This window comes from Arthrobacter sp. KNU-44 (assembly GCF_051843155.1).
GTDB lineage: Bacteria > Actinomycetota > Actinomycetes > Actinomycetales > Micrococcaceae > Arthrobacter.
Window position 1 is genome coordinate 3,743,106 of sequence record NZ_JBPXNG010000002.1, and the last position, 13,922, is coordinate 3,757,027.

At 62.5% G+C, this 13,922-nt stretch carries 13 protein-coding genes; 9 read left to right on the plus strand and 4 right to left on the minus strand.

Going from position 1 to position 13,922, the window contains the following annotated elements; all coding sequences use genetic code 11:
* Positions 1-66 precede the first annotated feature (66 nt).
* The 7 genes from atpA (at position 67) to ACSVHC_RS18595 (ending at position 8,792) form a co-directional block, all read left to right on the plus strand.
* Positions 67-1,704 carry a F0F1 ATP synthase subunit alpha gene (gene atpA / locus ACSVHC_RS18565; RefSeq protein ID WP_234748626.1) on the plus strand — a complete coding sequence of 546 codons (1,638 nt, stop codon included), beginning with the start codon at positions 67-69 and terminating at the stop codon, positions 1,702-1,704.
* A 93-nt stretch (positions 1,705-1,797) separates the two neighbouring features.
* Entirely contained in the window at positions 1,798-2,685 is an 888-nt protein-coding gene (locus ACSVHC_RS18570) for a F0F1 ATP synthase subunit gamma (protein WP_236811718.1), read from the plus strand.
* A gap of 86 nt (positions 2,686-2,771) precedes the next feature.
* Positions 2,772-4,226 carry a F0F1 ATP synthase subunit beta gene (gene atpD, locus ACSVHC_RS18575; protein ID WP_284984685.1) on the plus strand — a complete coding sequence of 485 codons (1,455 nt, stop codon included), beginning with the start codon at positions 2,772-2,774 and terminating at the stop codon, positions 4,224-4,226.
* 1 nt (position 4,227) lies between these two features.
* Entirely contained in the window at positions 4,228-4,512 is a 285-nt protein-coding gene (locus tag ACSVHC_RS18580) for a F0F1 ATP synthase subunit epsilon (RefSeq protein WP_059387616.1), read from the plus strand.
* Positions 4,513-4,522: 10 nt separating this feature from the next.
* Positions 4,523-4,954 (plus strand): DUF2550 domain-containing protein, encoded by a 432-nt coding sequence (locus ACSVHC_RS18585; RefSeq protein ID WP_437770756.1) that lies wholly within the window; start codon positions 4,523-4,525, stop codon positions 4,952-4,954.
* A 146-nt stretch (positions 4,955-5,100) separates the two neighbouring features.
* A complete protein-coding gene (locus ACSVHC_RS18590) occupies positions 5,101-6,234 on the plus strand; it encodes an alpha/beta hydrolase (RefSeq protein WP_439181196.1) in 1,134 nt (377 codons plus the stop codon).
* A 65-nt stretch (positions 6,235-6,299) separates the two neighbouring features.
* Positions 6,300-8,792, plus strand: a complete 2,493-nt coding sequence (locus ACSVHC_RS18595) for a bifunctional lysylphosphatidylglycerol flippase/synthetase MprF (RefSeq protein ID WP_437774059.1) — start codon at positions 6,300-6,302, stop codon at positions 8,790-8,792.
* 142 nt (positions 8,793-8,934) lie between these two features.
* On the opposite strand, the gene ACSVHC_RS18600 is transcribed toward ACSVHC_RS18595, so the two are convergent.
* The 3 genes from ACSVHC_RS18600 to nucS all read right to left on the minus strand — a co-directional run bounded on the left by ACSVHC_RS18600 (position 8,935) and on the right by nucS (position 11,457).
* Complete coding sequence (locus ACSVHC_RS18600; RefSeq protein WP_028264741.1) at positions 8,935-9,138, minus strand: cold-shock protein; 204 nt, start codon at positions 9,136-9,138, stop codon at positions 8,935-8,937.
* A 311-nt stretch (positions 9,139-9,449) separates the two neighbouring features.
* Positions 9,450-10,697 carry an N-acetylglucosamine-6-phosphate deacetylase gene (nagA, locus tag ACSVHC_RS18605; RefSeq protein WP_437770754.1) on the minus strand — a complete coding sequence of 416 codons (1,248 nt, stop codon included), beginning with the start codon at positions 10,695-10,697 and terminating at the stop codon, positions 9,450-9,452.
* A gap of 64 nt (positions 10,698-10,761) precedes the next feature.
* Positions 10,762-11,457, minus strand: a complete 696-nt coding sequence (nucS, locus tag ACSVHC_RS18610; RefSeq protein WP_439181197.1) for an endonuclease NucS — start codon at positions 11,455-11,457, stop codon at positions 10,762-10,764.
* 69 nt (positions 11,458-11,526) lie between these two features.
* Here nucS and ACSVHC_RS18615 point away from each other — a divergent pair, with 69 nt between their 5' ends.
* Positions 11,527-11,859, plus strand: a complete 333-nt coding sequence (locus ACSVHC_RS18615) for an ATP/GTP-binding protein (RefSeq protein WP_236811708.1) — start codon at positions 11,527-11,529, stop codon at positions 11,857-11,859.
* Positions 11,860-11,877: 18 nt separating this feature from the next.
* Complete coding sequence (locus tag ACSVHC_RS18620; RefSeq protein WP_437770752.1) at positions 11,878-12,672, plus strand: alpha/beta hydrolase; 795 nt, start codon at positions 11,878-11,880, stop codon at positions 12,670-12,672.
* Positions 12,673-12,711: 39 nt separating this feature from the next.
* Here ACSVHC_RS18620 and ACSVHC_RS18625 read toward each other — a convergent pair whose 3' ends face one another.
* Positions 12,712-13,902 (minus strand): AI-2E family transporter, encoded by a 1,191-nt coding sequence (locus tag ACSVHC_RS18625; RefSeq protein ID WP_437774058.1) that lies wholly within the window; start codon positions 13,900-13,902, stop codon positions 12,712-12,714.
* Positions 13,903-13,922 lie beyond the last annotated feature (20 nt).

Sequence of the window (13,922 nt, forward strand, 5' to 3'; positions counted from 1 at the left end):
AACTGATACAAACACCGGTCATCGTGAGCAACGATGATCACGAAAACAGGAGAGCAGGGACTGCAGATGGCCGAATTGACCATCAACGCCGACGACGTCCGTAATGCGTTGAACGAGTTCGCGGCGTCCTACGAACCCGGAAACGCAGAGCGCGTAGAGGTCGGCCGCGTGACCGCCGCAAGTGACGGCATCGCCCGTGTTGAGGGCCTTCCCTCGGTCATGGCGAACGAGCTGCTTCGCTTCGAAGACGGCACCCTGGGCTTGGCCCAGAACCTCGACGTCCGCGAAATCGGCGTCATCATCCTCGGTGACTTCACCGGCATCGAAGAAGGCCAGGAAGTCCACCGCACCGGTGAAATCCTGTCCGTCCCGGTAGGCGACGCCTTCCTGGGCCGCGTAGTCGACCCACTGGGCATGCCGATCGACGACCTCGGCGAGATCAAAGCCGAGACCACCCGTGCACTGGAACTCCAGGCTCCGGGCGTTACCCAGCGTAAGTCGGTCCACGAGCCCATGCAGACCGGTCTCAAGGCTATCGACGCCATGATTCCGATCGGCCGCGGCCAGCGCCAGCTGATCATCGGTGACCGCCAGACCGGCAAGACTGCCATCGCCGTGGACACCATCATCAACCAGAAGGCCAACTGGGCTTCGGGCGATGTCACCAAGCAGGTGCGCTGCGTTTACGTCGGTGTCGGCCAGAAGGCTTCCACCATTGCCGCTGTCCGCCAGACCCTGGAAGACCACGGCGCGCTGGAATACACCACCATCGTGGCTTCCCCGGCATCCGACCCCGCCGGCTTCAAGTACTTGGCTCCGTACGCCGGCTCGGCCATCGGCCAGCACTGGATGTACGGCGGCAAGCACGTACTGGTGATCTTCGATGATCTGTCGAAGCAGGCCGAAGCCTACCGCGCAGTGTCGCTGCTGCTCCGCCGTCCGCCGGGACGCGAAGCGTACCCGGGTGACGTTTTCTACTTGCACTCCCGCCTGCTGGAGCGTTGTGCCAAGCTCTCCGACGAGCTGGGCGCAGGCTCGATGACCGGTCTTCCGATCGTCGAAACCAAGGCGAACGACGTTTCGGCTTACATCCCGACCAACGTCATCTCCATCACCGACGGCCAGATCTTCCTGCAGTCGGACCTCTTCAACGCCAACCAGCGCCCCGCTGTTGACGTCGGTGTGTCCGTGTCCCGTGTTGGTGGTGCGGCACAGGTCAAGTCCATGAAGAAGGTCTCCGGTACCTTGAAGCTGGACCTGGCGCAGTACCGCGACATGCAGGCGTTCGCGATGTTCGCGTCCGACCTCGACGCGGCTTCACGCCAGCAGCTGACCCGTGGCGCCCGCCTGATGGAACTGCTCAAGCAGGGCCAGTACTCGCCGTTCCCGGTCGAGGACCAGGTTGTATCCATCTGGGCCGGTACGAAGGGCTACTTGGACGATGTTCCGGTTGAGGATGTCAGCCGTTTCGAGTCCGAGTTCCTGGAGCACCTCAAGCACAAGTCCTCCATCCTGACCACGCTGGCGCAGACCAACGTCCTGGACGACGACACCGCTGAAGCGCTGAAGTCCTCGATCATCGACTTCAAGAAGGGCTTCTTCGGAGAAGGCGACAACCGCTTGGTTGGTGCCGGCCACGAAGAGCACGAAGCGATTTCCGGCGGCGAAGTCGACCAGGAAAAGATCGTCAAGCAGAAGCGCTAGAGCATTGGTTCCCGGGCCTGCGGAATCCGCAGGCCCGGGGCCTTCGCCAAAGCCTTAGCCGCTGATCCATCGGGATCTTAGGAAAGGAAATGTATGGGAGCCCAGATCCGGGTCTACCGCCAGAAGATCAGCTCGACGACGTCGATGCGCAAGATCTTCAAGGCGATGGAACTGATCGCTACCTCGCGCATCGGTAAGGCCCGCGCCCGCGTTGCAGCTTCGACGCCCTACGCAAACGCGATTACCCGTGCTGTTTCTGCTGTCGCAAGCCAGAGCGAAATCGATCACCCGCTAGTCACCGAGCCCGAGCAGATCCGCCGTGCCGCAGTCCTGGTTATCACCTCGGACCGTGGCCTGGCTGGTTCTTACTCCGCAAGCGTGCTCAAGAAGGCCGAAGGTCTCAACGAGCTTCTCCGGGCAGAGGGCAAGGAAGTCAAGACCTACCTGGTTGGCCGCAAGGCCCAGGCATACTTCGACTTCCGCAGCCGTTCGTACTCCCGCGTGTGGACCGGCGGAACGGACGCACCGGAATTCGAGACTGCCAAGGAAGTCGGCGCCGCTCTTCTCGAAGAGTTCGCCAACGACTTCGCTGAGGGTGGCGTGGATGAAATCCACGTTGTTTACACCCGCTTCAAGTCGATGGTGACGCAGGAGCCCACAGTTGTCCGTCTGCTGCCTCTCGAAGTTGAAGAGCAAGCGGTCACTGAGTCCGAGCTTTTGCCGCTGTACGAGTTCGAACCGGAATCGGAGCAGGTGCTTGACGCACTGCTTCCGCGTTACATCGAGTCCCGCATCTTCGCAGCAATGCTGCAGGCAGCAGCTTCCGAGCTCGCCGCCCGCCAGCGCGCCATGAAGTCGGCAGGCGACAACGCGACCGAACTGATCAAGAAGTACACGCGTCTGCGCAACACGGCCCGCCAGGCTGAGATCACGCAGGAGCTTTCCGAAATCGTGGCCGGCGCCGACGCCCTGAGCGCGTAGTTGCCGGTGCATGGTTCGGCGCAAGCTACACCTGCACCAAATAGATAAACTTAACCCCACGCCATCTACTGAGTGAAGTGAGAGAGATGACTGCCACCGCTACCGAGCACGCAGCTGCAACGGCCGGCGCAACCGGCCGCATTGCCCGTGTCATTGGCCCGGTTGTCGACGTCGAATTCCCGGCTGACGCAATCCCGTCGATCTACCATGCGCTTACCACCGAGGTAACCCTCAACGGTGAGACCAAGACCATCACGTTCGAGACCTCCCAGCACCTGGGTGACAACCTCGTCCGCGCTATCTCCCTGCAGGCCACCGACGGACTCGTCCGCGGCACCTCCGTGCAGGACACCGGCGCCCCGATCTCCGTGCCTGTCGGCGACGGCGTCAAGGGCCACATCTTCAACGTTCTCGGCAAGCCGCTGGACGTTGACGAGTCCGAGATCAACGCGGACGCTTACTGGCCGATCCACCGCAAGGCTCCGGCCTTCGCGTCCCTCGAGGGCTCCACGGAGATGCTCGAGACCGGCATCAAGGTCATCGACCTTCTCACCCCGTACATCAAGGGTGGAAAGATCGGTCTGTTCGGTGGCGCCGGTGTCGGCAAGACTGTTCTGATCCAGGAAATGATCACTCGTGTCGCCCGCAACTTCGGTGGTACCTCGGTGTTCGCCGGTGTCGGCGAGCGTACTCGTGAAGGCAACGACCTCTGGGTTGAAATGGAAGAGGCGGGCGTCCTCAAGGACACCGCCCTTGTATTCGGCCAGATGGACGAACCGCCGGGAACGCGCTTGAGGGTCGCCCTGTCTGCGCTCACTATGGCGGAGTACTTCCGCGATGTGCAGAACCAGGACGTGTTGCTCTTCATCGACAACATTTTCCGCTTCACCCAGGCCGGTTCCGAGGTCTCCACCCTGCTCGGCCGCATGCCGTCCGCAGTTGGTTACCAGCCGAACCTCGCCGACGAGATGGGCCTCCTTCAGGAGCGCATCACCTCGACCAAGGGCCACTCGATCACGTCGATGCAGGCCATCTACGTGCCTGCTGATGACTACACCGACCCGGCTCCGGCAACGACCTTCGCACACCTCGACGCGACCACGGAACTTTCCCGTGAAATCGCCTCTCGTGGTCTGTACCCGGCCGTTGACCCGCTGACGTCGACGTCCCGAATCCTGGACCCGCAGTACATCGGCAAGGACCACTACAACACGGCTGTCCGTGTGAAGCAGATCCTGCAGAAGAACAAGGAACTCCAGGACATCATCGCCATCCTCGGCGTTGACGAACTGTCCGAAGAAGACAAGATCGTCGTGTCGCGTGCACGCCGCATCCAGCAGTTCCTGTCCCAGAACACCTACACCGCCAAGCAGTTCACCGGCGTCGAGGGCTCCACCGTGTCCATCAAGGACACCGTGGAAGGCTTCACGGCGATTTGCGACGGCGAGCTGGACCATATCGCAGAGCAGGCGTTCTTCAACGTCGGCGGCCTGGATGACGTCGAGCGCCAGTGGGCCAAGATCCAGGAACAGACCAAGTAGTATGGCTGAGCTCGAGGTTGAGATTGTCGCAGCGGACCACTTTGTGTGGTCCGGTGCGGCCAAGATGGTCAAGGCCCGCACCAGCGATGGTGAAATCGGGATCCTGCCGGGCCACTCGCCGCTCCTCGCCATTCTGGCCGCGGGCGAGCTGGCCATCGAGCCGGTTACCGGAGACCGCCTTGCAGTAGTTGTGGACGGCGGATTCTTCTCCGTCGACAACAACCGCGTGGTGATCGTCGCTGACAACGCCCAGCTGGGCGATTCAGCTACTGCGGGGATCCGATAGCAAGACCTTGATGGACGATTCTGCTATTCCGTTCATCGCCTTGGCAACGGCGTTTGCGTTGCTGATTTTTACACTGTGCCTCGTCGGGGTGCGCCGCTTCAATTTGCGGCGCGCCCTGGGCACAGTCGACGCCTCCATTTGCACGGCTGGAAACAGCTGGCGGATGGGGGTTTGTCGTTATCAGGACTCGGAGCTCGAGTGGTTTCGCCTGCTCTCGCTTAGCTTCCGTCCGAAACACAGCTTCCGCCGCAGCTCCTTGGAGCTCTTGGGCCGTCGGAAGCCCACGGAGGAAGAACGGACGAGGCTTCAGCCCGACGTCGTGGTAGTCGAACTCCAGCATGAAGGCCAATCGTTCATGCTGGCAATGAGATTTGATGCCTACGCCGGGTTGTCGTCCTGGCTGGAGGCCGGCCCTGTGGTGGGCGTCGGCACCTGGCGCTGAGGACAGTGGAATTCCTGTACAACCTAAGCCTTGTTGATGGTCCGTTCTATTGGACCATCCTTGGCACTGGAATTGCGGGGAGCGCATTCCTCCTGCTCCTGCGACGAGACCGGCGCTGGTTGCTTTCCATAGTTGTGTCGCTTGTCGTGGCAAGTGGAGTTGTCTCGGTCATCCATTGGCTGCTCGTCAACGTCCTGACCGTATTCCCGGAGGATCTCCCCTTCGACGTCCTCGCTTGGTCGACGGTTGCCTTCTCCGCACTGGCCCTCTTCCTTTTTCGGCTTCCTCGTTCGTCGTGGCGCGGCAGGAGCGCCGCAGGGGTCTCGTTCGTCGCCGTGCTGCTCCTCGCCGCCCTGCAGATCAACAGCTACTTCGGGCTCAATCACACGGCGGCTGATCTCTTGGGCCACAATGTGGGACGGATCCCCCAGCTTGAGGAAGGGCTCAAAAGGGGTTTTTCCCGGACCCTGCCCGTCTCACTGCCTGACGGGGGAATAGTCCGCAGGGCATCGATTCCCGGAATCGAATCCGGCTTCAAGGCCCAGGACGCTTTCCTCTACCTGCCACCGGCATATCAAGCCGCTGATCGCAGCCAACTTCCCGTGCTCGTCCTGTTTGCCGGCCAGCCCGGACGTCCCGCCGATTGGCTGACCGGAGGCCTGCTTGAACAGGCAATGAATTCCTTCGCCGCCCGGCACGGAGGCGTGGCGCCCGTCGTCGTCGTGGTCGATCCAAACGGGTCGGATACCGCAAACACCATGTGCATGGATAGCCGGATCGGGCGTGCCGACACCTACCTCGCGATCGACGTTCCGCGCTGGATCAACTCGACGCTCGAGGTTTCCGCCGACCCAAGGAAGTGGGCGGTCGGCGGGTTCTCCTTCGGTGCAACTTGTGCCGTTCAGATGACCACGCTGCATCCGGAAATCTACCCTTCCTTCATCGCCTTCTCTGGAGAGCGGGAGCCTTCGCTTGGCCCTGATCGCCAGCGGACCATCCAGACCGCATTTGGCGGGGACTCTGCCGCCTTCGACGCCCTCACGCCGTTGAACCTGATGAAACAGCGGCGCTACGACGGCCATGCAGGCTTCTTCGCCGTCGGGGCCGCGGACGGCGAATTCGTCCGCTACGCCGCCGAGCTGGCGGCAGCCGCCACTACTTCCGGGTTCGATATCAGGCATGCTCCAGTTTCCGGAGCGGGCCATTCGTGGGCCGTGGCCGTGCAGGAGCTTCCTTCGGCAATGGAATTCCTGGCGCCCCGGTGGGGACTCGTCCAGTGAGTACCCAGGAAGCCCAATTGTCCAAGGACCAGGCTGACCCCGAAGATGCCAGGCCGGCCCGGAAGATGGTGGCAGCCCTTGCCCGGGCCATCCTGGGCAACGTGGCTGCCCATATTGGCGCGATCCCCTTCACGGTGATTGTGCTCGCGCTTTACCTTCTCACTCCGGCGATCTTCGACTCCGATCTCGGGTACGGCCCTGACGTGTTGCGGCATCTTTCGAGCGTGAGCGGCGGAGGATTGAAGTCGGGGGACTGGTGGTCCATCTGGACCTCGATGTTTTTTGCCGCCAACCCTCTCGACTACGTCATGAGCTCATTGTTGTTGGTCGTGTTGTTGGGTTCTTCAGAGCGCAAGCTGGGGTGGTTCCGCACAGCGGCGGGCTTCTTTGGCGGGCAGTTTGCCACGGTCACGGCCTTTTTGCTGGTGGTCCAGTTGGCAGCCTATGCCGACGACGGCTGGCTGGGACGGATGATGGATGCCAGGACCTCCGGGCCCCTTCCGGCGACCCTCTTCGTCTCGATGGCAGCCAGTGGCCTTCTACCGACTCTGTGGCGTCGGCGCCTGAGGGCGACTGTCGTGTCCGTGGCGCTTCTCTTGGTCCTGTACGTTGGCGACCCCTCGGCTGTGATGGCCCTGACCGGTGCGGTGCTCGGTCTGGGGGCCGGACTGTGGCTCCAGCTCGACCACGGCATTCAACCGAGCCACTGGGCGACCAGGCGTGAAACGCGAAACCTGCTGTCCCTCATGGTGGCGATTTTCGGCGTCGGGCCCTTAGTGGCGGGTGCGGTGAGGAGCCCCGCGGGGCCGCTGGCGTTGCTGCGCGAAATGGTCCTGAACCCTGTTCCCACGCTCAACCAATTGCAGGCGAACTGCGGTGGAACCGTGGACATCAACTGCCTTCAACTTGGACGCCAGGGCTATCCCGGGCCCGCCGGCGTCGCCCTCGCGGTGGTACCCGCCTTGCTTCTCCTGATCTGCGCGGTGGGCATGCGCCAAGGAAGGCGCTTGGCCCTGAAAATCGCCATCGGCGTGCAACTTGGCGTGGTGGCGCTGTCCCTTGCCTACCTGGTGCTGTTTGCCAGCATTCCGCATTTTCCAGGACGGGGCCGTACCGTCGTCATCGGCTCCGCGGTGTTCCACATCCTGACCCTCGCCCTGGTTCCTCTGGTCCTGGCGGTTCTGCTTTTCCTGTTCAGGGGCAACTTTGTGGTGGGATCGAGGGCGCCGCTCCGCCGGAAGATGGCCTGGCTGGTTGGTGGTACGTGGCTCATTTTGGCGAGTGGCTACACCGGGGCGTGGCTCGGCTCGGGCGGTTTGGCGCACGACGGCGGCATCCTGGGCCTCATCGCCGAACTCGCCCGACAGTATCTTCCCTTGCCCATTCCCACGGCTTTCGGCCGCGTGTTCGCAGAGCGAAGCGCTGCCGAGTCGATATTGTTCGCGTGGTCGGGGATCATCTTCTGGCTTGTGGCCATGGGCGCAGTGTGGACGCTCCTTCTCAAACGGCAGCACGGCCCCGGCGGTGACGATCCGGCTCGCTTGGCGGCCAGGAATTTGGTCAAGCGCGGCGGGGAGTCCCTGTCCTGGATGGCGTTATGGGAGCCGAACAAGTTCTGGTTCACTCCCGGAATGGATGCCGGTGTTGCCTACCAGCAGCACGGAAACGTCGCATTGACCCTTGCCGGTCCGTTCGGTGATCCCGCGCAAGCCACTGCCGCGACCGAGGGATTCCTGGACTACTGCGCACACCATGCATTGGTGCCGTGCCTCTATTCCTGCACTGAGGAATTGTGGCCGATGCTGCAATCCACGGGATTTCGCCGAATTGCGGTTGCCCAGGAAACCCGGCTATCCATCCGCGACCTTGAGTTCACCGGCAAAGCGTGGCAAAACGTCCGTACAGCCAGGAACCGCGCACTGAAGGCCGGGATTGAAGCCCGGTGGGGGCGCTATTCGGAGTTCCCGCAACACATCCGCTCCCAACTCGGCGAAGTGTCGGAAGAGTGGGCCGCCAGGAAAAAGGTTCCTGAAATGGGCTTTACCTTGGGTTCCCTCGACGAGCTGATGGACGGTGAAGTGCTTTGCTGCATAGCTGTCGACAGCAAAGGGTTTGTCTACGGTGTCACCAGCTGGCTTCCGGTGTTCCGTGACGGCCAAGTGATCAGTTGGACACTGGACTTCATGCGCCGGCGCAGCGACGCCTTCCCCGGCATCATGGAATTCATGATTGCCTCGGCGGTCTACGAGTTGAGACAGGGAGTGGAGGTCATTTCTCTCTCGGGCTCGCCTTTGGCCGGGGAGACCGAGGAATTCTCCGGCGGGGAAGCCGGCTTGGAGGGCATTCTCGACCTCGTTGGCAGGACCTTGGAGCCTGTTTACGGATTCCGCTCTTTGGCCCGCTTCAAATCGAAGTTCCAGCCGGAGTACAGGACTTTGTATATGTATTACCAAGACAGCCTGGAGATTCCCGCGATCGGCGCCGCGCTAAGCAGGGCGTACTTGCCGGGGCTGTCCGTCCGGCAAACAGCGAGGCTTCTCCGCACCCTCGTTGCCTGAAACCCCAACTGACTCGCATTTGTTGTCGTTTTGAGACGCCATAACGACAACAACTGCGAGTTAGTTGGGAACGGAAAAGGGGTCCCGCAACCTGTGCGGAACCCCTCCCCTGAATCTGCCAGGCAGAATTCAAGCAGTCAAACTAGACGGCGGTTACGCCGGTGGCCTGCGGGCCCTTTGCGCCCTGACCGATCTCGAACTGAACACGCTGGTTCTCGTCGAGGGTGCGGAATCCGCCGGTCTGGATCTCGGAGTAGTGGACAAAGACGTCGCCTTCAGCGTCGTCCGGAGTAATGAAGCCGAAGCCCTTTTCAGCGTTGAACCACTTGACGGTGCCCAGTGCCATTTTTGTTTCTCCTCATTGTGGAACTATTAAGTCCGGCACACCGCGTGCCGGCCTTGGTTACTCCGCGAGAAGACCTGGTTGTCCGTCCAAGCAAGGCTTGGTTGGCTTCGCAGGAGCTTCACGCTCGCAACACGTCTTGCGAGCATGAATCACACCTACACAAAGACTGCTACAACACTTTCATGGCGGAAACTGGAGGTCAACGGTCTGCTGGGGAATTCCGACAAATTTTAAGTAAAAAGAAGGTAACGGAAGAAAGCGCGCCCGCCACTGGATGCGCCATTGGGAGCCTGCAAATTCGGCCAATCCCCCTACGCCAGCCAATCCCCATTGCGCAATACACCCGCGAGTTGAAGCTCTTTGTCGACGACGACGAGATCGGCCCGCAGGCCCCGGCGGAGGCCGCCGAGTTCATCGGAGAGCCCCAGGACCGCGGCGGGAACCGCCGTCGCCGAGGCAACCGCGTCGGCGAGCCCGACACCGGCCGCAACGGTGCGCCTGACGACGTCGAGCATGGTGGCAGTGCCACCGGCGATCGATCCCGTCGCATCCAAAGTAGCGACGCCGTCCGTCACGGTCACTGGCGAGGGGCCCAGCATGTAGTTTCCGTCGGAGAGTCCCGCCGCCGCCATTGAATCGGTCACAAGGACGACGTTTGCGGCGCCTACCAGCTGAAAAACGGTTGCGACGGTGCTCGGGTCAAGGTGGGTGCCGTCCGCTATCAGTTCCACCACGGCCTTGCCCTCCTGGGCCGTGCGAAGGGAGGCCGCCACGGGGCCGGGGGAGCGGTGGTGCATAGGAGGCATGCCATTGAACAAGTGAGTGACAGTCGGCAAGGAGCTGACGCCGTCGAAACCAGCGGATTCCAAGCCCTCCCGCGCCGCAGTGAGGGAGGCGGCCGCCGTCGCGTCATCGCAATCCGTGTGGCCGAGAGAAGGCGTCACTCCGTGGAACGTCATCAAGTCCACGAGTGCCGCGGCGCCGGGAAGCTCGGGGGCGTAGGTCATGGTGGCCAGCTTGCCGGCAGCGGCTTCAACCAGCTCGGTCATGAGGTCCAGGTCCGGATCCAGCAGATAGGCAGGGTTCTGCGCGCCGCAGCGGGCATGGGAGAGGAAAGGCCCCTCAAGGTGGATTCCCGCGACGAGTCCTTCATCGGCCAAACGTACGAACAGCTCGATGCCGCGGAGCAGGTCCTCCCGGGGTGCGGTGACCATGCTGGCGAGGAGGGTGGTGGTCCCGGAGCGGTGCAGGAAATCGATGGCCTTGCGTGCCGAGGATTCATCGGCTCCGGGGAAATCGCCTCCGTTGCCTCCATGGCAGTGCACATCCACGAATCCGGGAACGATGTACCGCTCAGCAGGGAAATCGGTCCGGGGAGTTTCCTCGAACCCTTCGAAGGCTGCTTCGTGGAATTCGGCGGCCGGCCCGGCGAAGGCGATGCGGTCGTCCTCCACCGCCACCAGGCCATCTTCGATCACCACGCCGTCGCTGACGATGGTTCCGGTAATCAAGTGGCGCACAGGCGCAGAAAAAGTTACAGGCCGGTCTGGGACAGTCATGTTTTGATTCTAGTTGCCGGGGCGCGCGCCTGACCCGGTTTATCCGGGATGACGGCCAGGACCGCTAGAACAAGCGCGACTCGCTGTCGTCTACGCCGCGCATCGCGTCATAGTCCAGGGTGATGCAGTCGATTCCGCGGTCGTTGGCAAGGACCTTCGCCTGCGGCTTGATCTGCTGCGCGGCGAAAATGCCCCGCACCGGGGCCAGCAGTGGATCGCGGTTGAGTAGTTCAAGGTAGCGCGTGAGCTGCTCGACGCCGTCGATGTCGCCGCGCCGTTTGAGTTCGACGGCGACTGTCCTGCCGTGGCCGTCGCGGGCGAGGATGTCCACCGGACCGATGGCAGTGAAGTACTCGCGCCGGATGAGCGAATAGCCTGCTCCAAGGGTTTCGATCTGCTCGGCTAGCAGTCGCTGCAGATCGGCTTCGACGCCGTCCTTGATGAGCCCCGGGTCAGTTCCGAGGTCGTGGGACGTGTCATGGAGGTGCTCGTAGATGTTGATGATGAGCCGGTCATCGGTCTTTGCCGACTGCACTGTCCACTGCTCCACCACGCCTTCTTCGACCTCGGTTTCCTCCGGCGTGGTCACCCGCAAGGTAGCGGGCGGGCTCATCCAGTTGAGCGGCTTGTAGGAGCCGCCGTCGGAGTGGACCAGCACGGAACCATCGGATTTGACGAGCAAAAGCCGGGTGGCAAGCGGGAGGTGGGCCTTGAGGCGGCCAACGTAATCTACGGAACAACGGGCTATGACGAGTCGCACCCGCTCCACTTTACTTCCTCTGCCGCCACCCCTGCCGCGCGCAACTAGCGACTGGGGCAGAATGGAGTCATGCCCCGCTCCAACCGCCCCCGACGCACCGAATCAGCCAAGGCAAGCTGGAAACGGACAGGCGAGTCGCCGGAACTGGATCTGGAACGTGCCCGTTCGGGCATTGCCCGCAGGGAAAGTGCCCCCGACGGCGACTGGATGGTCCGGACCATGACCGCACGGAATGCCGAGAAGACCTATATATGTCCTGGTTGTTCGATGGCCATCGTGCCCGGAATCGCCCATTTGGTGGTGTGGTCCGAGACGCACCTCTTCGGTGATGCCGCAGGGTTGGCGGAACGGCGCCACTGGCACAACAACTGCTGGACGGGCCGAACGTACCGGTACCGCTAACCACTTAAGCTTGGACACATGAGTTTCGATCCCGCTTCCCTCGTTTTCAGCCAGCCGGAGTCTGCCACGGACATCAGGGCATCCACGGTTTTGCCGGCGCACCGCGAAAACGTGGAGTTCCGCACCGAAGACGGCAAGTTGCTTGTGGGTGAGCTGGCACTGCCGGAATCGGGCGAGATCTCGGCGACCCTTATTACGCTGCACCCCCTGCCTACGCACGGTGGCTTCATGGATTCGCACGTCTACCGGAAGGCGTCCTATCGGCTTCCGGCACTCGCCGGCATCGCGGTGCTGCGCTTCAACACGCGCGGAACGCATTCGCCCCGGGGTACCAGCCAGGGGCAGTTCGACGAAGGAATCGGTGAGCGGTACGACGTCGAGGCCGCTGTTCGCTTCGCGGTGGAACGCGGTCTTCCTAATCGCTGGCTGGTGGGCTGGTCTTTCGGCACCGAGCTGGCCTTGATGTACGGTGCCGTGGAGCCTGTGGCTTCCCACGTGGAGGGTGCCGTCCTCCTGTCCCCGCCGCTCCACCGTGCCACGGATGTGCACTTGAAGGAATGGGCTGCTTCGGGGAAGCCGCTGACGGTCCTGGTTCCGGAACACGACGACTATCTTCAGCCGGCCGAGGCCGCCGCGCGATTCAGCCTGGTGCCTCAGGCCCGGGTCTTGGGGATCGACGGCGCGAAGCACCTGTGGGTCGGTGAGAAGTACGCGGCCCGGGTCTTGGACCAGATCGTGGACGACGTGACGGAAGCCGGTGCAGGACCCGACGGCCTTCCGCGCCAATGGACAGGCCCAGTGGCCACTGCCTAAATGGTTACGGCTTAACAGTCACCGCCTGACAGTCACCGCTCAGTGGCGGTCCTGCCGGACGATGAAGACTTCCTTGATCAGCAGCATGATGGCTGCCGCCGTCGGGATGGCGATCAAGGCGCCGAGTACGCCCAGTAGGCTGCCGCCCGCGATCACCGAGATCACGGCAACAGCACCCGGAACGGCAACGGCCTTCTGCATGATGCGCGGCGAGATGAAGTAGGCCTCGAACTGCAGATAAGCGAAGTAGCAGATGGCGTAGATCACGGCGGTCTGCCAACCGGCGGTCAGGGCTACCAGGATGACCACCACAGCGGCAATCAAGCCTCCCACCAAGGGGATGAACGCAAGCAGGGCAACCACGAAAGCCAGCAGGACGCTGAACGGAATGCCCAGGATGCTCATGACGATGAACGCGAACAACGCGTTGAGCAAGGCGACACAAACCTGGCCGATCACATAATTGCCCACCGAGCGTGTGATCTCCTCGGACAGCGCTTCCACCCGGGGCCTGCGTGACCGTGGTGCGAGCCGGTATCCCCATCTCTTCATGGCAGGCAGGGCGCCGAGGAAGTAGAGGCTGAGGACCAGGACGATCAGCGTTCCGAAGACCCCGTTGGCCACCGTGGATCCGAAACCGACGACGCCGCCGAAGATACCGCCCATGGCGTCGGGGTTCTTGACGAACTTGTCGAGCTCCTGGCTGATCTTGTCGCGGACGCCGAATTGGCTGTCGAGGGAGCGGAAGAAATCCGAATCCACGAAACCCCGGATCCAGTCCGGAGCCTGCCGCACAATCTGCGAGACCTGTTCGACGATGGTGGGGATCAGGGTGGCGAAAAACGCCGCTACTCCAGCAACGAGGACCCCGACGGCGATGACGACGCCGGCAGGGCGCGGCACCTTGCGCTCCTCAAGCCCACGGACCACGGGGTCAAGTCCCAAGGCAATGAACAGGGCCGTAACGATCCACAACAACAGTTGGACGGTACTGGTGCCGATGTAATACAGCATGAGGGCGACGCCGACGCCGGCCGTGCCCATGAAGCCGACGTACAGGGGGTGTTGCGCGGACATCCTGGGGCCGGGGGAACCGAAGCGCGCACCGTCGGATTCATCCTGGGCGGGCTCGGTTGTTGCATCGTGCTCAAGTTCGGGAGGCATTTCGAAACGGACCCGCGGTTGGGCTCCGGGAATGGGCTGGCGGAGGCGGCGCACGAAGGAGGCCATCAGTCCCTCACCATGATCTT

Excerpts from the sequence above, each read along its gene's own strand:
- ACSVHC_RS18595 (WP_437774059.1), top strand. The coding sequence starts at position 6,300 with ATGGTGGCAGCCCTTGCCCGGGCCATCCTGGGCAACGTGGCTGCCCAT.
- ACSVHC_RS18620 (WP_437770752.1), top strand. The coding sequence starts at position 11,878 with ATGAGTTTCGATCCCGCTTCCCTCGTTTTCAGCCAGCCGGAGTCTGCC.
- atpA (WP_234748626.1), top strand. The coding sequence starts at position 67 with ATGGCCGAATTGACCATCAACGCCGACGACGTCCGTAATGCGTTGAAC.
- ACSVHC_RS18585 (WP_437770756.1), top strand. The coding sequence starts at position 4,523 with ATGGACGATTCTGCTATTCCGTTCATCGCCTTGGCAACGGCGTTTGCG.
- ACSVHC_RS18600 (WP_028264741.1), bottom strand. The coding sequence starts at position 9,138 with ATGGCACTGGGCACCGTCAAGTGGTTCAACGCTGAAAAGGGCTTCGGC.
- nagA (WP_437770754.1), bottom strand. The coding sequence starts at position 10,697 with ATGACTGTCCCAGACCGGCCTGTAACTTTTTCTGCGCCTGTGCGCCAC.
- atpD (WP_284984685.1), top strand. The coding sequence starts at position 2,772 with ATGACTGCCACCGCTACCGAGCACGCAGCTGCAACGGCCGGCGCAACC.
- ACSVHC_RS18580 (WP_059387616.1), top strand. The coding sequence starts at position 4,228 with ATGGCTGAGCTCGAGGTTGAGATTGTCGCAGCGGACCACTTTGTGTGG.
- ACSVHC_RS18615 (WP_236811708.1), top strand. The coding sequence starts at position 11,527 with ATGCCCCGCTCCAACCGCCCCCGACGCACCGAATCAGCCAAGGCAAGC.
- ACSVHC_RS18625 (WP_437774058.1), bottom strand. The coding sequence starts at position 13,902 with ATGGCCTCCTTCGTGCGCCGCCTCCGCCAGCCCATTCCCGGAGCCCAA.
- ACSVHC_RS18570 (WP_236811718.1), top strand. The coding sequence starts at position 1,798 with ATGGGAGCCCAGATCCGGGTCTACCGCCAGAAGATCAGCTCGACGACG.